Origin of the sequence: Staphylococcus haemolyticus (assembly GCF_006094395.1) — a bacterium.
GTDB lineage: Bacteria > Bacillota > Bacilli > Staphylococcales > Staphylococcaceae > Staphylococcus > Staphylococcus haemolyticus.
The window spans coordinates 2,054,031-2,077,110 of the sequence record NZ_CP035291.1; the positions used below are offsets into that span (position 1 = coordinate 2,054,031).

Annotated in this window: 23 protein-coding genes; 10 read left to right on the forward strand and 13 right to left on the reverse strand. The window is 32.0% G+C overall.

What is annotated here, in order from left to right; all coding sequences use genetic code 11:
* Positions 1-81: 81 nt before the first annotated feature.
* Positions 82-948 carry a fatty acid kinase binding subunit FakB1 gene (fakB1, locus tag EQ029_RS09915; protein WP_057504669.1) on the reverse strand — a complete coding sequence of 289 codons (867 nt, stop codon included), beginning with the start codon at positions 946-948 and terminating at the stop codon, positions 82-84.
* Positions 949-1,091: 143 nt separating this feature from the next.
* Here fakB1 and EQ029_RS09920 point away from each other — a divergent pair, with 143 nt between their 5' ends.
* The gene (locus tag EQ029_RS09920) at positions 1,092-1,733 is read left to right on the forward strand and encodes a YigZ family protein (RefSeq protein WP_011276405.1); all 642 of its coding nucleotides are present in this window, start codon (positions 1,092-1,094) and stop codon (positions 1,731-1,733) included.
* A gap of 60 nt (positions 1,734-1,793) precedes the next feature.
* On the opposite strand, the gene EQ029_RS09925 is transcribed toward EQ029_RS09920, so the two are convergent.
* Positions 1,794-2,879, reverse strand: a complete 1,086-nt coding sequence (locus tag EQ029_RS09925; protein WP_011276406.1) for a glycosyltransferase family 4 protein — start codon at positions 2,877-2,879, stop codon at positions 1,794-1,796.
* 364 nt (positions 2,880-3,243) lie between these two features.
* On the opposite strand from EQ029_RS09925, the gene gdpS reads away from it, so the two are divergent.
* The 4 genes from gdpS to pepT all read left to right on the forward strand — a co-directional run bounded on the left by gdpS (position 3,244) and on the right by pepT (position 7,054).
* Complete coding sequence (gene gdpS / locus EQ029_RS09930; protein WP_011276407.1) at positions 3,244-4,314, forward strand: GGDEF domain-containing protein GdpS; 1,071 nt, start codon at positions 3,244-3,246, stop codon at positions 4,312-4,314.
* A 223-nt stretch (positions 4,315-4,537) separates the two neighbouring features.
* Positions 4,538-5,299, forward strand: a complete 762-nt coding sequence (locus EQ029_RS09935; RefSeq protein WP_011276408.1) for a threonine/serine exporter family protein — start codon at positions 4,538-4,540, stop codon at positions 5,297-5,299.
* Between the two features lie 16 nt (positions 5,300-5,315).
* Positions 5,316-5,810, forward strand: coding sequence for a threonine/serine exporter family protein (locus EQ029_RS09940; protein ID WP_011276409.1), 495 nt, complete (start codon positions 5,316-5,318; stop codon positions 5,808-5,810).
* A gap of 14 nt (positions 5,811-5,824) precedes the next feature.
* Positions 5,825-7,054: a peptidase T gene (gene pepT, locus EQ029_RS09945; protein WP_016930971.1), complete on the forward strand. Its 1,230-nt coding sequence runs from the start codon at positions 5,825-5,827 to the stop codon at positions 7,052-7,054.
* Positions 7,055-7,129: 75 nt separating this feature from the next.
* Here pepT and EQ029_RS09950 read toward each other — a convergent pair whose 3' ends face one another.
* The 3 genes from EQ029_RS09950 to EQ029_RS09960 form a co-directional block, all read right to left on the reverse strand.
* Positions 7,130-8,251: a glycerate kinase gene (locus EQ029_RS09950; protein WP_011276411.1), complete on the reverse strand. Its 1,122-nt coding sequence runs from the start codon at positions 8,249-8,251 to the stop codon at positions 7,130-7,132.
* 309 nt (positions 8,252-8,560) lie between these two features.
* Positions 8,561-8,881, reverse strand: coding sequence for a bacillithiol system redox-active protein YtxJ (gene ytxJ / locus EQ029_RS09955; RefSeq protein ID WP_011276412.1), 321 nt, complete (start codon positions 8,879-8,881; stop codon positions 8,561-8,563).
* Positions 8,882-9,013: 132 nt separating this feature from the next.
* Complete coding sequence (locus tag EQ029_RS09960) at positions 9,014-9,889, reverse strand: EMYY motif lipoprotein (RefSeq protein ID WP_011276413.1); 876 nt, start codon at positions 9,887-9,889, stop codon at positions 9,014-9,016.
* Between the two features lie 109 nt (positions 9,890-9,998).
* Between EQ029_RS09960 and EQ029_RS09965 the strand changes: the two genes are divergently transcribed.
* From EQ029_RS09965 to EQ029_RS09975, 3 genes are all read left to right on the forward strand, one after another.
* Entirely contained in the window at positions 9,999-10,514 is a 516-nt protein-coding gene (locus EQ029_RS09965) for a GrpB family protein (RefSeq protein ID WP_011276414.1), read from the forward strand.
* Between the two features lie 89 nt (positions 10,515-10,603).
* The gene (gene murB, locus EQ029_RS09970) at positions 10,604-11,527 is read left to right on the forward strand and encodes a UDP-N-acetylmuramate dehydrogenase (protein WP_011276415.1); all 924 of its coding nucleotides are present in this window, start codon (positions 10,604-10,606) and stop codon (positions 11,525-11,527) included.
* Between the two features lie 32 nt (positions 11,528-11,559).
* Positions 11,560-11,874: a CHY zinc finger protein gene (locus EQ029_RS09975; protein WP_029376644.1), complete on the forward strand. Its 315-nt coding sequence runs from the start codon at positions 11,560-11,562 to the stop codon at positions 11,872-11,874.
* Positions 11,875-11,931: 57 nt separating this feature from the next.
* On the opposite strand, the gene EQ029_RS09980 is transcribed toward EQ029_RS09975, so the two are convergent.
* The 8 genes from EQ029_RS09980 to nrdI all read right to left on the reverse strand — a co-directional run bounded on the left by EQ029_RS09980 (position 11,932) and on the right by nrdI (position 20,785).
* Positions 11,932-12,969 (reverse strand): ferrated catecholamine ABC transporter substrate-binding lipoprotein SstD, encoded by a 1,038-nt coding sequence (locus EQ029_RS09980; RefSeq protein WP_046464730.1) that lies wholly within the window; start codon positions 12,967-12,969, stop codon positions 11,932-11,934.
* Between the two features lie 154 nt (positions 12,970-13,123).
* Entirely contained in the window at positions 13,124-14,161 is a 1,038-nt protein-coding gene (locus tag EQ029_RS09985; protein ID WP_011276419.1) for a ferrated catecholamine ABC transporter substrate-binding lipoprotein SstD, read from the reverse strand.
* Positions 14,162-14,276: 115 nt separating this feature from the next.
* Positions 14,277-15,059, reverse strand: coding sequence for an iron ABC transporter ATP-binding protein (locus EQ029_RS09990; protein ID WP_011276420.1), 783 nt, complete (start codon positions 15,057-15,059; stop codon positions 14,277-14,279).
* Positions 15,056-16,015 (reverse strand): iron chelate uptake ABC transporter family permease subunit, encoded by a 960-nt coding sequence (locus EQ029_RS09995; protein WP_011276421.1) that lies wholly within the window; start codon positions 16,013-16,015, stop codon positions 15,056-15,058. Before EQ029_RS09995 ends, EQ029_RS09990 begins: the two co-directional genes overlap by 4 nt.
* Positions 16,005-16,973 carry an ABC transporter permease gene (locus EQ029_RS10000; RefSeq protein ID WP_011276422.1) on the reverse strand — a complete coding sequence of 323 codons (969 nt, stop codon included), beginning with the start codon at positions 16,971-16,973 and terminating at the stop codon, positions 16,005-16,007. The genes EQ029_RS09995 and EQ029_RS10000 overlap by 11 nt, the downstream gene beginning before the upstream one ends.
* A gap of 249 nt (positions 16,974-17,222) precedes the next feature.
* Entirely contained in the window at positions 17,223-18,191 is a 969-nt protein-coding gene (gene nrdF / locus EQ029_RS10005) for a class 1b ribonucleoside-diphosphate reductase subunit beta (protein WP_011276423.1), read from the reverse strand.
* A 127-nt stretch (positions 18,192-18,318) separates the two neighbouring features.
* Positions 18,319-20,424, reverse strand: coding sequence for a class 1b ribonucleoside-diphosphate reductase subunit alpha (gene nrdE / locus EQ029_RS10010; protein WP_011276424.1), 2,106 nt, complete (start codon positions 20,422-20,424; stop codon positions 18,319-18,321).
* Positions 20,387-20,785, reverse strand: coding sequence for a class Ib ribonucleoside-diphosphate reductase assembly flavoprotein NrdI (gene nrdI / locus EQ029_RS10015; protein WP_011276425.1), 399 nt, complete (start codon positions 20,783-20,785; stop codon positions 20,387-20,389). Before nrdI ends, nrdE begins: the two co-directional genes overlap by 38 nt.
* 788 nt (positions 20,786-21,573) lie before the next feature.
* Here nrdI and EQ029_RS10020 point away from each other — a divergent pair.
* Positions 21,574-22,458 (forward strand): DMT family transporter, encoded by an 885-nt coding sequence (locus EQ029_RS10020; RefSeq protein WP_037558382.1) that lies wholly within the window; start codon positions 21,574-21,576, stop codon positions 22,456-22,458.
* Between the two features lie 5 nt (positions 22,459-22,463).
* Complete coding sequence (gene queF / locus EQ029_RS10025) at positions 22,464-22,964, forward strand: preQ(1) synthase (protein WP_011276427.1); 501 nt, start codon at positions 22,464-22,466, stop codon at positions 22,962-22,964.
* The last annotated feature ends 116 nt before the right edge of the window (positions 22,965-23,080 follow it).

The window sequence follows — 23,080 nt, forward strand, 5'->3', positions numbered from 1 at the left end:
TAAAAGATGTTAAAAAAGTATTGAAACACTATATGCTAAACAATACTTTCTTTAACACTTTTAGACTTTAATTATCAACAATTAATTAATTTCGATTTTTCTTGGGAAATATCCTAAACCTAATCCGCCTGAACCAAGGTGAGATGCAATAACTGGTCCAAATTCTGAATACTGAATATTGATGTTTGGATAAGTTTCTTTTAAATGGTTATAAAAGTCTTTACCTTCATCAATTTTATCACCATTAATTACAAAAACGGTCACTTCATCAATGTCTTTAATAATTTCAAAGATATTCTCTTCTAATGTATTAAATGCACGTTTTTTAGTACGTATCTTTTCAAAAGGATGAATTTTGCCATCTTTTTCGAAACGAAGTACAGGTTTCATTTTTAATAATGTTCCAACCCATGCTTGAGCACCAGTTATACGTCCGCTTTTTTGTAAATTCTTAAGATCATCAACAATTAAGTAAGCGCCAGCTTGTTCTCGGATTTCTTTTAATTCTTCAATAATTACTTCTGGTGTAAATCCTTTGTCAATGAGTTCTTTAGCATAGATTGTATAACTTCCTTCAATCATCGCTGCCAATTTACTATCAAACGTATGAACATTGACACCCTCTACCATTTCTCCAGCTTGTGTAGCTGATTGATAGCTGCCACTTATACCACTTGATAAAGCAATCACAATAATATCAGTGTAACCTTTATCTCTTAACTTCTCATAGTTCTCAATCCATTCCCCAATAGCCGGTTGACTTGTTGTTGGGAATGTTTTAGATGAGGCCATTTTATTATAAAAACGTTCAATTGGTACATTATCATTCTCAGTAAACGTTTCTCCATCATCAAATGCAACACTTAATGGTGCAATAGGTATCTCATATTGGTCCATAAAGTCTTGCGGTAGATACCCAGTTGAATCTGCCATTAATGCGATTTTCATAGTAGTCCTCCTCAATTATACTCAAAGCTATTATAAATTATTTTGATTGAAAAAGAAATTCATAATCAGATATTTATTCATTTAAAATGAAGCGTGTATAATAAAGGTCAAATATCCTTTTTATTTACTGGAGGTGAACAACTTTGAGCAATGATATTATTACGATTAAACAGGAACATTCGATTGAAAATGTCATTAATAAATCTAGATTCATCGCACATATCAAACCTGTTTCATCAGAGGATGAAGCTAAAGCATTCATAAACGAAATTAAGCAACAACATAAAGAGGCTACGCACAATTGTTCAGCATATACAGTTGGTGATCAAATGAATATTCAGAAAGCCAATGATGATGGTGAACCAAGTGGCACAGCGGGTGTCCCTATGCTTGAAATATTAAAAAAATTAGACGTACATAATGTTTGTGTCGTTGTTACTCGATACTTTGGGGGTATTAAACTTGGCGGTGGCGGACTTATACGGGCATATAGTGGTGCTGTTAGAGACGTCATTTATGATATAGGACGTGTAGAACTGCGTGATGCTATTCCTACTACCGTGACTATCAATTATGATTTAACTGGAAAGTTAGAATATGAATTGGCCTCTACAACGTACTTTCTAAGAGATACCACTTATACCGATAAGGTTAGTTATCAAATTGATGTCGTACAAACTGAATATGATGACTTTATTGCATTTTTAAATAAGAACACAGCTGGTAATTTCGAATTGCATGAAGCGGACGTAAAGAAATTACCTTTTGATATACCCACTAATTAATAAAAAACCTTGTTTGTATAACACTACCTAATCATTTAAGTAGTTATTACAAACAAGGCTTTATTTTTTATCATGTTGATCAACACCATTATCACCGTGATGTTGTTCATTCTTTTTTGTTATTAAATTAAGTATCGGACGGTAACTATCATCAATCAAACCTGTAAATTCAACAATCAATTCAATTGTGATAACAATTAAAATGAACATTAGGAGTACACCTAAAGGTTGAGATAAGTATAAAATGATACTTGATAAACTAAATAAAATCGCTATTGAATAAATTAATAATACTGTTTGTCTATGGCTATATCCTAAAGCTAAAAGTTTATGATGCAAATGCGATTTGTCTGCTTGCATAATATGCTGACCATTTCGCATTCTTCGAATCATTGCAAATAACGTATCAATAAATGGTACAGCTAAAATCACAATTGGGAAAAACAATGAAATAAATGTAATGTTCTTAAAACCAAGTAAGGATAGAAAACCAATGATAAATCCTATCAGTAGCGCTCCGCTATCCCCTAAAAAGATCTTAGCCGGGTGAAAGTTGAAACATAGAAATCCTAATAATGATCCTATTAGTACACTACAAATCATGATAATAAATACATTAGCTTGTAAAATCGCAATAAAAGCAATTGTAATTAGACCAATTGCAGATACTCCAGAAGCCAGTCCGTCTAAACCATCAATTAAATTGATAGCATTAGTTATCGCCACAATCCAAATAATGGTAATCGGTATACTTAATATTCCAAAATGAATTGTCGGGCCCATAGGAAACGAAATAAAATCTATTGTAATTCCATAAAATGCTACGATTGAAGCTGCGACAATTTGACCAATCAACTTTAAAATAGGCTTCAAATCATAAATATCATCAATTAGTCCTACTAAATACATAACTATAGCCCCCATAACTAAGGGCTTAACTTCTCTTTCAATCGGATGTCCAAGCCAGATTCCTATTAAGAAAGAAAGTAGTATAACAGTACCACCCAATACTGAAACTGGTTTTGTATGTACTTTTCTAAAATTTGGCCTATCTACTAAATCAAATTTAATAGAGACCTTTATAATCATAGGTGTTAATATTAAACTGATTACCAATGTTACAGCAATAAGTAGTAAAGTATACATCAGTTCACCTTCAATAAATCTCTTTTAATTTTACATATTTGCGAGTTATCTATTCATTCTATTTAAACAATTTTCAAATCATTTTTGTATTGGACTATAGTTGTAAATTACTAACTATTCTTTAAATAGTTCATTAAACTTCAACTATTTTACCCTATTTCTTCAAATTAATCCTTATTTTTTAATTAATTGTAAATTTTTTGTAAAGATAATCAATTTATATCATATCATTTCAGTATTCATTTGAATATAAAAGTTCAAATATTCTATCTATTTTATTTATGTTATCTGATACAACTTAATGACAAATGGTAAGTTTTCACTTACAATAACTAATGGTTAAATTAAAGGAGTCGATTCCAATATGATTGAATCTATCATTTATAATGTTGCAGTTATGGTAGCTGGCATTTATTTATTTCATCGATTACAATATTCCGAAAATAAAATAATGGTCTTTTCAAAAGGCTATGTCACTGTATTAATGACGATTGTTGCACTGCTACTTGCAGCTTATCCAATTCCATTCCATCAAGAGTATTTAGTTCATTTAACATTTGTCCCATTGTTATTTTTAGGACGCTTTACTAATATGGGCTATACGCTTGTATCGGCAGTTATCGTTGCTTTAGTAGAAGTGTTCGCATTTGGAAACTCACTTCTTTATGGTGTAGTACTTATTGTAATAGGTATCATTGTAAGTATGGTTGGACCTTTTTTAAAACAAAATGACATTGTAGCTTTAGTTATTTTAAATTTGATTAGTGTTATTATTTTACTTATTTTATCTATCTTTAGTCCGCTATATGATCTTACAGAAATCGCATTTTTAGTCCCAATTTCATTCGTTTTAACCATCGCTTCTGCAATTACATTTGTCGATATGTGGCACTTCTTCTCATTAGTCACACGCTATGAAAATGAAGATAAGTATGACTATCTTACTGGACTAGGTAATGTAAAAGAATTTGATAGACATTTAAATCATGTATCTCAGATTGCTGAGGATAAAAATGAAAGTCTTGCCTTATTATTAATTGATATAGATGGTTTTAAAGATGTAAATGATACGTATTCACATAAATCTGGAGATGCTGTGCTCAAACAAATGTCACAGTTATTGAAGAATTATGTACCAAAGCAGTTTCAAATTTTTCGTAATGGGGGCGAAGAATTTTCAGTCGTGATTCGTAATTACTCATTGGATCAAAGCGTTAAATTAGCTGAAAATATTCGAACAGGTGTTGAAAAGTCTTCATTCCACTTACCAAATAAGGAAGTCATAAAATTATCTGTCTCTATTGGTGTAGGTTACCTATCGCAAGATGACCATAAATCACAACGAAAAGTCTTCAAAGATGCCGATGATATGGTTCACGTTGCTAAGAATGAAGGTCGTAATCAAGTGATGTTTAATCCAATCATTAAGTTATAGAAACGTAAAAGAAGTCAACATATTGATTAACCAAATTATTAATATATCTGGTTATCTAAATATGTTGACTTTTTTTATGTAATTATACTTAATTTCATGTTAGCAACGGCCTAGATGTAGTATGAATACCTAGCGTACTATTGCAAGTTGCGTGTGCAAGTTGTACACTTCAAATTGTCTATTGAAATAAATTTAATTATCTAATGTTACGGAGGTGCCGTTTATGTCAGATTCAATCACTATTATCGATGAAAATAAAGTGATTGATGTAGTTTTAATAGCTGGTAGAATTCTGCTAGAAGCTGGTGCGGAAACTTATCGTGTTGAAGATACGATGAATCGTATAGCTCATAGTTATGGTTTACATGATACATATAGCTTTGTAACATCAACAGCCATTATCTTTTCACTCAATGATCGAACAAATACACGACTTATTAGAATCCGTGAACGTACTACAGATTTAGAAAAAATCGCACTCACTAATAGTTTATCTAGAAAAATTTCCAGAAATGAATTAACCATTGATGAAGCAAAATCTGAATTTATTCATTTGCGCCGAGCATCATTGCAATATTCATTTTTACTAAACTTTTTTGCTGCTGCAATTGCCTGCGGATTCTTTTTATTCATGTTTGGCGGTGTAGCATCTGATTGCTGGATTGCTGTTATAGCTGGTGGAGCTGCTTTTCTCACTTTTAGTTTAGTACAGCGTTTTATTCAAATTAAATTCTTTTCAGAATTCGTTGCTTCCGCTGTCGTCATCACGATTGCAGCCACATTTACCAAACTTGGTATTGCCACGAATCAAAATATCATTACCATTTCAAGTGTAATGCCGCTTGTACCTGGTATATTAATTTGTAATGCAATTCGAGATTTAATGGCTGGTGAATTATTAGCTGGGATGTCTAGAGGCGTGGAAGCTGCATTAACTTCATTCGCCATCGGTGCTGGTGTAGCCATCGTTTTACTAATTATTTAAGAAAGGCTGTTTATAAATGTTATTTTATTTATTCCATTTTACAATTAGTTTCATTTCTACAGTACTCTTCTCAATTATCTTCAATGCACCGAAGCGACTACTCGCAGCATGTGGTTTTGTAGGTGCTGTAGCATGGACAATTTATCAATTCACTGTAGATATGGATTTAGGAAAAGTAGGTGCCTCATTTCTAGGAAGTTTAATACTCGGGTTACTTAGCCATGTTATGAGTCGTCGTTATAAGCGCCCTGTGATCATTTTTATAGTGCCCGGAATTATTCCACTTGTTCCAGGTGGAACTGCATATGAAGCAACACGTTATCTAGTCTCAAATGATTATACACAAGCAGTGAATACTTTCTTAGAAGTTACACTTATTTCTGGTTCAATCGCATTCGGCATTTTAGTAGCAGAAATCCTCTACTATATTTACACACGTATAAAGCAGTATTATGATAAAATTAAAGGTAAAACATATAGAAAATCTTATAATATGAATAATAGAGTCTAAGGGGATGTCTTGCTATGAAAGCACAGCTTATAGATAGATTATCACGTTACGTAAAAATCGATACACAATCTAATCCGGAATCTTCAACTACACCTTCAACTGAGAAGCAATGGGATTTATTGCGTTTATTACAACAAGAACTTGAAGGTTTTGGCTTAGAAACGAATCTCGACGACAATGGATATTTATTTGCGACGTTAGAAAGCAATGTATCTTTCGACGTCCCTACCGTTGGGTTCCTGGCACATGTTGATACATCACCAGATTTTAATGCCAGCAATGTGAATCCTCAAATTGTAGAACAATATGATGGTAAAACAATTAAATTAGGTGATACTGGTCGAGTATTGAGCCAAGAAACTTTTCCAGAATTAAAAAAACTTATAGGTCATACGCTAATGATTACTGACGGCACATCACTGTTAGGTGCAGATGATAAAGCTGGAGTTGTCGAAATCATGGAAGCAGTAAAATATTTAATAGAGCACCCAGAAATCAAGCATGGTCGAATCCGTATCGCATTCACGCCAGACGAAGAAATTGGACGAGGTCCTCATAAATTCGATGTGGAACGTTTCAATGCAGATTTCGCTTATACAATGGACGGCAGTGAATTTGGAGAATTACAATTTGAAAGTTTTAATGCCGCTGAGGCTAAGATAACTACACATGGTGTGAATGTCCATCCAGGATCTGCTAAAAACATCATGGTCAATGCTATCTCATTAGGCCATCAATTTCATAGTCTACTACCCGCTGGCGAAGTTCCTGAACGTACGGAAGACTATGAGGGATTTTATCATTTGATGAAATTCGAAGGTAATGTTGAAAAAGCAACATTACAATATATCATTCGTGATCATGATAGAGAATCATTCGAATTACGTAAGAAAAAATTATTAGAAATTCGTGACGATATTAATGTCCATTATGAAGATTTCCCAGTAAAAGTAGATATAGAAGATCAATATTATAATATGGCTGAAAAGATTGAACCACATCCATATATTATTGATATTCCTAAAAAAGTGTTCAATGATTTAAATATAGAACCAAACACTGCACCTATTCGTGGTGGAACTGATGGTTCACAATTATCATTTAAAGGCTTACCAACTCCTAATATATTTACAGGTTGCGGTAATTTCCATGGACCTTTTGAATATGCATCTATCGATGTAATGGAGAAGGCAGTGCAAGTCATCATTGGTATTGCTCAAGAAGTCACACATCACCATAAATAAATATAATAAATAAGGCAAACCACAATTACCATGCTTATATAGGTAATTGCAGTTTGCCTTTTGTTAGTTATTCATTTATGCATTATTTAATGTCGTTTTTAATAATCTAAGTGCTTGAACAGTAAAGTGTCGGATTTGTATACCCATTTTAAAGTCTGTGTATCTTTCTGGCATCTCAACGAAAGTATTAAACATTGCTGTAACATGGTACTGATCAAAGACATCAAATTTGTCATCAGTCGCACAAATAGCAATCGCAGGTTTATCATGTTTTTGCGCTAATTCTGCAATTGTTAAAGTTGTTGTTTCAAGTAAGTGATCCTCTTCTTTAACACCTTCACCAAAGATGATTAAATCCGCCTGAGAAACTAAATCATCTAAATGTGTTATTTGGTTAACCAATTCATGACTTGTTAATATTTCAGCATCATACAATCCATTTAATAATGCTGCAATACCACCACCAGCGCCGCCTCTTTCGATAGGACCCATAGCAATTTTCATTTCATTTTTAACAAGCTCACTGAAGTACCAAATTAAATTATCTATTTCTGCAGCTTTTTCTCGTGTCAATTGATGTGTTTCATACGTCTTCATAATTTCACTATGCTTACCATATAATTTACTAGAAAAATCAGACATCAATTGAATATGTGCATCCTTGAAATTTTGAGGTATTGCAGAAAAATCAATTCGACGAATAAATTTAATCACTTGAGCACCTTCACGTGCATCTAGAAGTTCTCCTTCATCATTATAGAATTGAGCACCTAAAGCTTGCATCATCCCAATACCACCATCGAAACTATCGATGCCACCAAGTGAAATAACAATGTTATCGGCTCCATTATTCAGTGCATCTATAATTACTTCTCCTAAACCGTAACTTGAACGTTGTTCAACCGGTTTTTGTCCTTTTATAAATAAATTCCCCTCAATTATAGTTAATCCTTGTTCAGTTTGACCATAAACTGTTTCGACTTCCTTCATATCCGCATCATGCACATTCACTCTATATTTCGTACCTGATTGCCATAAGAACACCGAATCCATTAATTCATGACGCCCATTAAATAATGGCACTTGTACAATATCAGCATCTTCAATTTGACTGGCTACCGCTTCTTCAACGAAACGATTCGCTTGATAACTTGAGATTATACCGTTAAATTCATCCATTGCTACTAATATTTTCATCTGTTAATCACCTCATGCCATTTTCTTTATTTATATATTGATTTAGATGTTATACATTCGACTTCACTTTCACATTATACATGGGTTGTCTCTACTTTTCATAATAATAGCTGTTGCAAATAGATAAATAAAAACAGGAGTGACACGGAATTCATCTAGAATTCATTGCCCACTCCTGCATGGATGACTAGAGCTGAGAAGCCATTGTGTGGCCAGTCTCTCAGATTTGTCAGCTACTGCGCTTTATAATGCAGTCTAAACTATTTTTTTAACCTAATCGCGTTTACTATTTTTAATTGTTGATAGTTGTTATTCTTCAGCTTGAGCTAATGAAGATACATTAATATCACTGTGACTAGCATTCCAAGTTGCTTCTCCATCAATAAAATAGAATGCTTGTGGCGATTCATGTTTCACATTTGTCTTTTCAGCGATATAGTCAGAAAGTTTTCTTTCTTCTTGAACGACTAAGTAATAGCCATCCATATCTCTTTCATATAAAAATTTATTAAATTGATCGTATGCATCTGCTGAGATTGGACAAGTATCACTATGTTTTAATACAAATACATATTTATTATCTTTAAGTACTTGCTCAAACTGGTCAATCGAACTCAGCTTTATAGCCATTCTATTCACCTCTAAAATTATTTATGCCCATGTTGCTCTTTATAATCATTATAAACTACTCAATGGGTTCAATTATACACATTTCAAAGTCCATTGTTAACCAAAAATTTTAATTTTATCAACTATGTCTATCTATTGCTTTTTTAACTTTTTCAAATCTTCGTAAAAATCATTATTATCCTTACTTAATTCTTTACCCGTTTTCGGTAACTTTTCTACATCAATTTTAGAAAGTTTTTTCTCTATTTCAATTGTAGTTTCTCGCGTATCATAGTAATTCAATAAATTATAATACATTTCAATCGCATTTTTGCGAGCACTGTTGACTTTTGGGTCAGTAATATTGGTTTGGTTTAATTCTGAAATTTGCTTCTCAATTAACGGTTTAATATGTTCGTCAATTGCTTTCTTAGAATTACTATCATCACTTTCTAAGTATTTTTGTGCAGCTTCTTTAAGATTTTGATTGTTACTTTCAATTTTAGATGTTAACTGATTGGCATCTTCTTGATTATTTGCCTTTTTAATTTGCGTTTCTACTTGTGAGCGATTACTTTCAAATAACTTTGTATAATCCAAGATATCTTCATTCGCCTTAATTGACTTATTACATAAATCTACAAAGGTTTTAATATCATATATAGATTGTTTTTCCTGTTTTACATTTTCTAAGTACTTGTTCTTTAAGTCTTTAACATCTTGATGTTCAGCTGGTAATTGTTTAGCTGACTTTTCATATTTTTTAAATTGAGGAATTAAGTGTTTGTTAATATCTTTCTTTAGTGCTTCAAACTCTCTTTTATTCTTATCAGTGGTGTCCGTCTTGCTCAATTGATCCAATTGTTTCAAGTGAATCTTGTCCATTAAAGTTTTAAGATCTTCCTTCTCATCTTCAACCTTATTAAGTTGTGTTTGAAAATCCTTTAAGTCCGCGCTACTTTGATTGCCACATGATGAGAGCAATATGCCACATATCAACATTATAGAAAGTATTGCTAATTTCTTCATAAATGCACTCCTATCAACACGTATTATACCTAAAGCTATTTATATTGAAAATGATTTGTGTTATAGTATTTCAGAATTTGTCAAAACTTATAATTTAAAGGAGATACGAATGTACTCAACCGTTCAGCCTTTTATTCATGGCGACACTCAATCTGAATATGACACATTATATCAAACAACTAAAACATCATTATTCAACTTGCTAGATTCTCCTGTAAAGTTCGCGCAACATATTGGAGGCACAAGTCATTTTAATTATGCAACTGAACCCATTTTAGATGTTTTAATTGGTGTAAATAATTTACATGATATCACAGCTCTAGATGAGAAACGATTAAATTATTTAGGCTTTTATCGTCTCCATCACCCTTATAAAAAGAAAGTTATGATGGCTAAGTTCAATAATATGATTGATTTGAGACAAACCATTCGCCTACACATCATTCAAATGGACACAACCTTATTCAAACAGTATATTGAAGTAGACAAAGCACTTGCAACACAATCAGATATAGCACGTCACTTTTCAGAAAAAAAGGTTTCTATTATCCAACATACTAATTATATAAGACCATACGAAAATCAAAAACAGAAATACTTTGAAGATATATTTCAAAAGTTGTAAAACTTTGAATTCTGTTGTCGTTTTCGCAAATCATCTATAAAATTGCTATAATAAAAATTAGATTATAGAAGAGAAGAAAGGATGTACTTATGTTAAAGCAAGAAGACATCTTACAAGATTTAAAATCCTTAATACCTGAAGATATTATTAAAGTAAATGAACCTTTAAAACGATATACATACACCGAGACAGGTGGAAATGCAGACTTTTATTTATCTCCCACTAAAAATGAGGATGTACAAGCTATTGTAAGATACGCTAAAGAAAAAGATATCCCGGTCACATACCTCGGAAATGGGTCAAACATTATTATTCGTGAAGGCGGCATTCGTGGTATTGTTATTAGCTTATTATCATTAAATCATATTAATGTTTCTGATGATGCTATTATTGCTGGAAGCGGTTCTGCAATTATAGATGTTTCACGTGCTGCTAGAGACCATGTGTTAACAGGTTTAGAATTTGCTTGTGGCATTCCAGGTTCTGTCGGAGGAGCTGTTTACATGAATGCTGGCGCATATGGTGGTGAAATCAAAGATTGTATCGACTACGCGCTTTGTGTTAATGAAGAAGGTGATTTAATTCAATTTACTAATAAAGAATTAGAATTAGATTACAGAAATAGTATTGTACAAAAGCAACATTTAGTTGTACTTGAAGCTGCATTCACACTTGAACCAGGAAAATTAGACGAAATTCAAGCGAAGATGGATGACTTAACTGAACGTCGTGAGTCTAAACAACCACTAGAATATCCATCATGTGGTAGTGTGTTCCAAAGACCACCCGGTCATTTTGCAGGAAAATTAATACAAGATTCTGATTTACAGGGTTATCGCGTTGGTGGCGTAGAAGTTTCTAAAAAACATGCAGGATTCATGGTTAATGTAGATAATGGAACAGCTACTGATTATGAAGATTTAATTCATCACGTACAAAAAGTAGTGAAAGAAAAATTCGATGTCGAACTTCATCGTGAAGTTCGTATTATTGGAGAGCATCCTAAAGAATAGCAACTATATATGTTGATGGGAGACGATGAATGATGCCAAAGGTTTATGGCTCACTTGTAGACAATGAAACACGATGCACACATTACCATACTTTTTTAGATGTTATAGCAATAAAATTCAAATGCTGCAATAAATATTATCCGTGTTATCAATGTCACGAAGAACACGAAACACACCCTATCAAAAGATGGTCAGAACAAGAATTTGATGAAAAGGCAATTATGTGTGGTGTATGTAAACATGAAATGTCTATTCAAGATTATATGATGACAGAGCTATGTCCTAAATGCCAAGCACATTTTAATAGTCGTTGTAAATTCCACTATCATTTATATTTTGAATTATAATAAAGGCTTAGTAACGATTGAAAGATTGTTACTAAGCCTTTATACTTTACGTTTTTATTATTTTAATTTTTTCAAGATTTGATTTAATTCATCAATTTGTTTGATTGTTGTTGAAGTTGAACCAGCGCTAAAGTACCATAGTTTAGGATCTAATTCGTATACATTACCATTTTTAACTGCATTTACATCTTTAATTACATCATTAGATAACGTTTGTTTTGCACTTGATTTGCCACTTACAACTTGTCCTCTATCCATTGCTAAGATAATATCAGGATTTTTACTTGTAATATACTCATTATTAATATTTTGGCCATGTGGACTTGCTTTGACATGCTCATCTGTAGGTTTAAATCCTAATGTATCGTAGATTAAATCTCCAAATCTACCTCCTGGTCCAAATGTAGATAATTCGCCTTCGTTAACTAAAAGATACATTGTTTTCTTATCTAATTTTTCAACTTTCGCTTTTGTATCCGCTATTTTTTTATCCAACTCTTCAATTAATGATTTAGCTTTATCTTCTTTACCATAAATTTTTCCTAATTTAGTTGTTACAGATTTCATATCATTTATATAGTTTTTCTCACTGGCACCAACATAAACGATTTTAGCGTCTGGTGCAGCTTTTTTAAGTTCATCTATATTCTTCACTGTTGCTGTTCTTCCAGAAATATAAATGACCTCTGGTTTAGCTTTAGCTATTTTATCAAAATTAATTTGGATTAAATTACCAGTATTGATGTATTTATCATCTTTGAATTCTGAAAGAAATTCAGGTAACGCAGCATTTTTTTCACCTTTAGGTAATCCAATAATGCGGTCTTGAACGCCAAACACTTTTAATACATCGACGGCACCATAATCAAAGACAATTGCACGTTTTGGATTCTTGGGCACATCAACAGTTTCTTTAATTTTTTTGGCATCACTTTTATCTTTTTTCTCGCCTCTTGTCTTATAATTATTTTCAATTTGAACGATGTCTTTATTGTCAATCTTCTTCGAAGTATCATTGTTACTGTCAGAGCTTTTACCACACGCTGTTAAGACTAAAGCAAGACTTAATATTAAAAACAAAATTATTTTCTTCATCGTTGCAACATCCTCTTGTTGTATTATTAAGTGATAACGATTATCAATATCACTTAAAATTATATTACTTTCTTATAAAATAATTTTCAACACTAATTTCCTCCAAAAAAATATCGCCCTATTCAGGGCGATATTGAAAACTTATACTATCAATTTATTTATCGACTACTTCTTCTAATTCATCAATTTGTTTCATAGTTGTTGTAGTTGAACCAGAAGCAAAGTACCATAATTTAGGATCTAATTGATATACTTTATCATTTTTAACTGCTTTAACGTCTTTAATAACATTATTACTTAACACTTTTTTAGCAGTTGATTCTCCGCCTACAACTTCACCACGGTCCATTGCTAAAATAACATCTGGATTATGCTTGCTAATATATTCATTATTTACGTTTTGGCCATGTGGACTATTGCTAACATTTTCATCTGCTGGTTTAAAGCCTAATATATCAAATACTAAGCCACCAAAACGACCTTTAGGACCAAATGTTGATAATTCACCTTCATTTACTAATAAATACATTACAGTTTTATTGAACTTCTTAGTTTCATCTTTCATTTCAGATATTTTTTCATCTAAGTCTTCATTAATGTCTTTGGCTTTATCTTCTTTGTCGTAAATTTTACCTAAGTTTTCAGTGTTTTTCTTCATGTCTTTAACTAAGTTTTTCTCATCCGCACCTACGTAAACGATTTTAGCGTCTGGTGCAGCTTTTTTGAATTCATCTAAATTCTTCTGATTTGCTGTTCTACCTGAGATAAATATAACTTCTGGTTTAGCAGCAGCTACTTTGTCGAAATTAACTTCTTTAAGATTTCCAGTGTTAACATATTTATCATCTTTGAATTCTTTTAAGAAATCAGGTAATGATTCGTTGTTTTCACCTTTTGGTAAACCTTTAACTTTATCAGCCACACCTAATTCTTTAAGTACATCTAAAGCACCATAATCTAAGACTACTGCATTTTTAGGGTTTTTAGGAACTTCAACAGTATTGCTTACTTTCTTAGCGTCACTACCATCTCGTTCTTTACCTGAAGCTTCGAAATTATTTTTAATTTTCACAGTTTCTTTTGAATCTTTGCTGTCACTCTTAGAACCTGAATCATTACTACTTGATCCATTACTACAAGCTGATAATACTAATACTAAAGATAATACTAAAAATAAGACTGTTTTTTTCATATGTACGACTCCTCTAAAAATATTTAACCTTTATGCTGCGCATCAATTGGACTTCTCTCTTGTCTACGTCTTTGAATAGCATCACCCCTTTGAAATATAAGGTTAAATTATTTAATTATAAAAGTGAGTCAAAAGTGTCTTCATCGTAATACAAACAAATTCGTTGTCCTCTAATTTCTTCGATATGAACATCCATCTCGTATAATTGTTTTAAAATCTCAGCTTGTATAACGTTATCTTTTGTATCTGCTTTGACAATTTCACCATTTTTCAGTGCAATGATGTCGTCTGAATAGCATGAAGCAAAATTTATATCGTGTAGAACAATGACAATCGTTTTATTTAAGTCTTTGCAGAGGCGGCGTAACGTCTGCATGATCTGTACAGAATGTTTCATATCTAGGTTGTTTAACGGTTCATCTAATAATATATAATCTGTATCTTGAGCAATTGTCATTGCAATATAAGCACGTTGTCTTTGACCACCAGATAACGTTTTTATATTTCGATGACGAATGCTCTGGAGTTGCAATAAGTCTAAGGCATATTCAACTTGTTCATAATCTTCTTTCTTCATACGACCTTTTGAATATGGAAATCGACCAAAATTAACTAATTGCTCAACTGTTATATTCATTTCTGTATGATTCGTTTGCTTTAAAATACTTAATTTTTTAGCTAAATCATCATTTTTATAATCTACGACAGCTTTACCTTCAATCTTAATTGTTCCCTTTTCATACTCAAACAGACGACTAACAGCAGACAGTAAAGTACTTTTACCCGCGCCATTAGGTCCTATAAGCGATGTTAATCTACCTTTTTGAATGTCGACGTTAATATTTTTTAAAATTGGCTTATTCTGTATAGCTTTGTCTAAATTTTTAATTTCAATCAATTTGCACTTCTCCTTTTGACAAGTAAGTAAATGAAGTAACTTCCACCGATTAAATCAATGATTAAGCTAAACTCTGTTGTAGCTTCAAATAAGTTCTCAACGACCCATTGCGCCATAAATAAACTAATCCAACTAATTAATATCGTCGCTGGCAATATATATTTATGTTCATATGTCTTCATTAATTCATGGGCTAAATTTACAGTTAACAATCCTAAAAATGTAACAGGACCAACTAAAGCAGTGGAAATAGAAACTAATAGTGCCACTAATATGAGTAGCAAGCGCGTCATTGACTCGTAAGAAACACCTAAATTGATTGCTTGTGCTCTTCCAAGTAGTAGTACATCTAAATATGGACGCATTATCACGGTAATAATAATTAAGACAAGCAATAAACATGTAGATACTAATACCAACCGTGAGTTTGATGCTTCAAAACTCGCAAACATGGCACTTTGAACCGCTAAGAATGACTCAGGATCCATGATTAACTGAATAAAGCTAGTAATGCTTCGGAAGAATGTTCCTAAGATGACTCCTACAAGTAAAATGAAATATACTGAGAAATGTCCTAATTTAAACATGCCTTCAAAAAGCAATAATGAAAATAAGACCATCGCAATTAACGTCACAAAAAAGTTTAAATACACATTTGTAATCACTGCAGCTTGTGTACCAACTAAAAAAACTGGCAACACTTTTACAAATAGATAAACAGAGTCGAGACCCATGATTGATGGTGTTAATAATCGATTCGTCGTAATCGCTTGAAATATAACAACTGATGCCCCTATAGCACCACCAACAATGAGTATGAGTATTAATTTTCTTAATCGACTCTGAAATTGATATTGAAAAATTTCAAAGTCTAAACCTACTAATAAGTAAAATGCTGCCATGCAAATTGTCGCAATAATTAATATGATGATTTTCTTGTTAGAACTAATTTGCATAATGCTTTCTACCTTTCATTAGTAAGATTAGGAATATCACTGTCCCAAATACACCTATCGTTAATCCTATATTAATCTCATAAGGATAAACGATTAATCTACCGATGATATCAGCGAATAATACAAATATTGACCCTAACATCAACGTATGTGGAAGTGCATTTTTCAAATGGTCGCCTCTATACATTGAAATAATATTAGGTACAATGAGACCTAAAAATGGCAAAGTACCTACAGTAACAACAACTAAAGCCGTCAATGCTGCTGTAATAAATAATGCAATGTTTATAATTTTTTCATAACTTACTCCCAAATTATGACTAAAGTCTTTCCCCATACCAGCAATCGTAAAATGATTCGCAAAAATAAAAGCGATAATGAGTAATGGAACTACAAGATAAAGCACTTCATAACGTCCGCTTGTGATAATTGCAAAGTTACCATTCATCCAGTTGCCAATACTTTGCAATGCATTGGTTCTTAACGCAATAAAAGTAGTAAAGCTAGATACAATACCACCGATCATAATTCCTAATAATGGTACGAAGATAACTTCTTTAACACGAATCAAATTAATTAACTTCACAAATAAATATGTCCCTGCTAAACTCAATCCTACTGAAAATAGCAACTTGATTAGGATGTGACCTTTCGGAAAAAAGATAAGCGAAATCAAAATACCTAACTTGGCCCACTCCATTGTTCCTGCCGTAGTCGGACTTACAAATTTATTTTGCATCATCTGTTGCATAATTAATCCTGCTAACGCGAGTGAACTACCTGAAAGTAGGATACTAACCGTCCGTGGAATACGACTTGAGAACAAAATATTTTGTTGCTCTTCACTTAAGTGGAAAATATCTGAAAGAGAGAGCTGACTCACTCCAACAAATAAGGAGACTATAGTTAAACAAACTAATAAAATAAGTAAAACATAACCCTTAAATAAAAACTTCACTAATAATTCTCCTCATCTTGCTATACGTATTGAAATGATAATCGTTACCAACGATAATGATTATCATTGTCGTCAATATTAATATTAAAGATTACAGACGTGGATTTCAATAGTATTTTTATACATAAGTAAATATTTATTTTTGTCCAAATACGATGTACTCTTTTTAATACAAAAATAAGCCACTAAAATCGTAGTTGTTATCAACAACACTGAATCTAGTGGCTTATTAATGTTAATCTTTAATAATTAATTATCAAAAATGAAATCTTCGTCTTGTAAGGCTTCTACATTTAATGCCAATGTGTATCCGTCACCTTTAACTGAGAAGAAATCATGGTTTTTAGTTGTAGTATCTAATGCATTTTCAATGATAGGATTAAATTCTTTTTCTTCAAAGTATGGTTCAAAGCCTAAGTTAGATAATGCTTTGTTTCCATTGTATTGTACATAGTTCAATACATCTTCACTTAAGCCGATATCATCGTATAACATATGTGTATAAGATACTTCATTAGCGTATAAATCTTCTAATAATTTATACATCTCTTTATCTGCTTTTTGTTTTTCATTTTCAGATAGTTCGTTACGTAAACTTTGAGCATCTAATCCTGTAAACACACCATGGATCGATTCGTCTAGTAAAATCTTTCTAATGATTTCACCAGAAGTAGTCATTTTACCTTGTCCAGCTAAATATAAAGGATAATAGAAACCAGAGTAGAATAAGAAGGTTTCTAAAAATACACTTGATACCCTTGCAATATATTGATCATATATAGAGGCTTCTTTGCCCCACAATTTGTGATAGTTTTCAATAATTTTATCAGATTTATATTTTAAATGAGGCTCTTCTATTACCCAAGTATCTAGTAAATAGTTTGTTTCACTAGATGGAAGTAAAGTTGTAAATATATGTGAATAACTTTTCGCATGAATTTGTTCCATCATTGCCATAAATGAATACACTGCTTTTTTACGTAAGTCTGTTGTGTGTAACATAATCAACGGCATACCATCATCTGCTTGATGTGTATCCAACCCTGTTAATCCTGCTAACGCACGTTTGAATGTATTCTTCTCGTCTTCAGTTAGTGTCTTCCAACTTGCAATATCTTTTGATACTTTAAATTCTGTTTCTACCCACATTTGAGAAATATTTTGACGCCAAAACATATTCGTCATATCTTCTTGGGTATTCCAATTGACGGCCTTCATTTATAAATCCTCCTTAATTACTAAAAAGCAAATCTCATTCGTTTGGAGGATAAGTTGAGAGTCATTTTTAAGTTTTGACTCTACAACCTTCCTCCTTTTTAAAATTTGTTATCTTAAGTTTCTTAAATTAGATAGCACAGCTTGTACATTCTTCTACACTCAATAATTTATTACGAGTATAATATAGCGATTTAAGCCCTTTATGGTGAGCATAAACATATAATCTTGATAATTCACGTGTTGAAATTTCAGAATTCACATATAAAATTGTTGAAATACCTTGGTCCACGTGTGTTTGAATCGTAGCGATTAAATCTATTAATTTCATTTGGTCAGTATTGAATGCTGATTTATAATACCACATTGTTTCAGGAGACAAGAATGGCATTGGATAAAATGTTTCAGCATTACCATAAGTACGACGTTCAATTTGATCAACAATTGGCATAACTGAACTTGTTGCATTTTGTACATATGAAATACTTTGTGTAGGTGCAATTGCAAGTCTATATGCATGATATAAACCATGTTGTTGAACTTGTTCTTGTAATGCTTTCCAATCTTTAGCAGTTGGAATATCAATATGATCAAATAGTCGTTTCACTTTCTCAAATTTAGGTTCAAATTCTTGAGAAGTATAAAACTCAAAGTATTTACCACTAGCATAATCTGATTGTTCAAAGTCTTGGTATACTTCCCCACGTTCTTTCGCAATTTCCATTGAACGTTCTATTGAATAATAGTTCATCATCATGAAGAAAGTATTTGCAAAGTCTTTAGCTTCCTCTGATTCATATCCTATTTTATTTTTAGCTAAATAGCCGTGTAAGTTCATTACGCCAAGACCGACAGAGTGTAACTCACTGTTAGCTTTTCTCACGCCTGGTGCATTTTGAATATTTGCTTCATCACTAACTACTGTTAATGCATCCATACCTGTGTGAACAGAATCTTTAATTTTACCTGTTTCCATCACATTTACAATGTTTAATGAACCTAAATTACATGATATGTCGCGTTTAATTTCGTCTTCAATACCATAATCATTAATCACTGATGTCTCTTGTAATTGGAAGATTTCTGTACATAAATTACTCATTTTAATTTGACCAATATTTGAATTGGCATGAACTTTGTTAGCATTATCTTTAAACATTAAGTATGGGTAACCTGATTGTAATTGTGTTTGCGCAATCATATTCAACATTTCTCTTGCGTCTTTTTTCTTCTTAACGATATTTGGGTTTGCAACCATGTCGTCATAGTACTTTTCTAAATCAATATCATCTAATGTTACACCATATTCTTGTTTAACCGTATGTGGTGCAAACATATAGAAATCTTTGCCTTCTTTTGCTAAATCAAAGAATTTAGATGGCACTATAAGACCAGTAGAAATTGTTGATAAACGTAAGTCTTCATCAGCATTTACCTTTTTAGTGTCTAAGAACTCTTCTACATCATAATGGAAGATATTCAAATATACTGCACCTGCACCTGGACGTTGGCCTAGTTGATCAGCATAGCTAAATCCGCCTTCTAATGCTTTGGCAACTGGTAGCACACCTTTGGCTACACCTTTAATACCTTTGATAGCTTCACCACGAGCACGTAATTTAGAAAGATTTATTGCTACACCACCACCAATTTTACTTAATTGCTTGGCAGTAGAATCAATGAAATTGATAGAGTTCAAACTATCATCTACCTCTAGTAAGAAACATGATACTAATTCACCACGACGTGCGCGACCAGCATTCAAGAAAGTTGGTGTTGCAGGTTGATAACGTTGTTCGACCATTGCTAAGATAAATTGTTTCGCTTGCTGCTTATTACCATCCGCTAAATATAGTGCAACGATTGCGACATGTTGATTATAATCCTCTAGATATTGTGATTTATCATTAGTTTTTAGCGCATAATCTTTATAAAACTTACTAGCAGACATATAGCTTGCAAATTCAAAGTTGATAGATTTGGCGAATTCAGTGATTTCAACTAAATCTTCTTCGCTATATTTGTCAAAGACATTAAAATAAAAATTATTATCTACTAGATAGTGTAAACGTTCAATCTCACTGTCAAAATAAATTGTTTTGTCATGGATTTCTTCTAGATAAACCGCTAATGCTTCTTGATCTTTCTCCAAGTTAAAGAAACCATTGTCTTTACGTTTCGTAACTTCATTATTTAGTTCAATATGATTGTACTTTTTCTCGTTCATAATTTTCATTGAAATGCCCCACCTTATTTTTAAATTCAATAACATCTTTATTAGAACCTTGTACTTCAAATTTCATTAATAAAGGTACATGATATTCTTCGGAAATTGTTCTACCCGCTTTCGCAAAGTTTTGTCCCCAGTTACGGTTACCACTTGCTGCAACAGCGCGTAAATTATGATGATTAATTTCTAAAAACGATTGTACTTCTTTAGGCACTTCACCAAATCCAATTGTTCCCGTAACTAAAATATAAGGTTCTTCAAATGGATCTGTACAATTATCCTTAGTAATTTCCATTACATCTGAAATTTCACTTCGTTTAATAAATCTTCTTACATTACCTGAAAAAGAAAAATAAACTACTTTCATTGGAACGCCTTCTTTCGTCAGTCCATAATATTAATTAAAAAGAAGTTCTCTTAATAGATAAGAAAACTTGCTAGACAATAAATGCGACATATTTTAGACATTTAATTGGATGTCAACTAGCTGATGATTAATATACTAAAAGAAGTGACTTTCATTTCTAGCCACTACATGTAGTGTTCAGACTAAAATTTCGAGACTATTTCATCTATATGCTCGTTCGTATTAATAGTATTAAATTAGGAATTTCAACTTAAAATCAGTGTGAAATTGCCTTTAAAATGAATAATTTGTATAACACAAACTTTTTATACAACCACAACATGTTGTGGTTCGTTTCAAAATTTAATACTATATTCTGTGTTTCATTATACAGAATTGCTCTCTCAATTAAAAGTAACTATTTCGTGACAAAAGTTCGGAAAAACGTCTGAATGTGCATCAGACCAAACTTAAATTGGCGCAAATAATTATTTTCGAATATTTGATGTGTTTTAGTTGCATTTTTAGCAGCTAAATAAACCATTGAATTGTCGGCATTCTTGAAGACCAATCATTTAAATTATCAATATATTTTGCGCAATTATTCAAATGTTAATTATAATTTGCTTCAAAAACACGAATATAACATTTGTAAAAAAATAGCATTTAACGTGTTTTTAATATAAACAGAACATTTGTTCGCATTAAAATAATAATACATCTTGGTATTATTTTCAAGTATTTATGCATTAGCATTTGAATTATGCTACTATATATACGGTAATTTTTTATAAATGAGGCGATTAACCTTGAATCCAAAAGTTAAAGGTATTATTGCAATTTTAATTTCAGCTGTCGGTTTTAGTTTTATGTCAGTCTTTTTTAGACTCGCCGGAGATCTACCTGTATTTCAAAAATCCCTAGCTCGAAATTTTGTTGCAATGTTCATACCATTATTCTTCATATTTAAATATAAGCAACCTATGTTTGGGAAATTAAGTAGCCAACCTCTTTTAATTTCCCGATCTACACTAGGCCTTATAGGTGTCCTATTAAATATATACGCTATAGATCATATGGTGTTAAGCGATGCGGATACACTGATGAAACTCAACCCTTTTTGGACGATTTTACTCAGTTTAATTTTTCTTAATGAGAAAGTTCGAAAATATCAAATCATTGCTATGATTGTAGCAATCTTAGGTATGTTATTTATCGTTAAACCAGAGTTTTCTTCAACAATGATTACTTCTTTAGCTGGATTATTTTCTGGTATTTTTGCTGCCTCTGCATACACATGTGTTCGTGCATTAAGTACCAGAGAAGCACCATATACTATTGTTTTTTATTTTTCATTATTTTCAGTTGTCGTTTTAATACCGTTTTCAATCGCAACTTATGAGCCAATGACGACAATACAAATGGTTTATCTTTTAGGGGCAGGTCTTTCTGCTGCAGTTGGCCAAATTGGTATAACACTAGCCTATAGTTTTGCACCTGCAAAAGATATTTCTATCTTTACGTATGCTTCAATCATTTTCACGGCTATATTCGGATTTATTTTATTCGGTGAAACACCTGATTTCTATGCCCTTATCGGTTATGTCATTATTATTGGTGCAAGCTATTATATGTTCGAAAAGGCACGACGACAAACCGATATAACTAAACAACAATCTAACACTAAGGAGTGATTCAATTGACTCAAGGACGTCAAAAAGAAGAACTACAAGATATTACTTTATTAGGTAATCAAAATAATAAATATGAATTTGACTATACACCGGAAGTTTTGGAAACATTTGATAATAAACATCAAGGACGCGATTACTTCGTAAAATTCAATTGTCCTGAATTTACATCTCTTTGCCCAATTACAGGTCAACCAGATTTCGCAACGATTTATATTTCGTACATTCCAAATATTAAAATGGTAGAATCTAAGTCATTGAAATTGTACTTATTTAGCTTTAGAAATCATGGCGATTTTCATGAGGATTGTATGAATATCATTATGAATGACTTAATTGACTTAATGGACCCACATTATATTGAAGTTTGGGGCAAATTCACTCCACGAGGTGGTATTTCAATAGATCCATACACTAATTATGGACGTCCAAATTCTAAATATGAGAAGATGGCTGAACACCGATTAATGAATCATGATTTATATCCAGAAAAAATAGATAACAGATAAAAGATTAACTTAACCACTAAATCGTCAAACAATTTAGTGGATTTTTTCATTATTTGTGATATTTTATTCAAATTTACTATTGCCTATTAGTGAATTAAAGCGTATTTTATTATTAT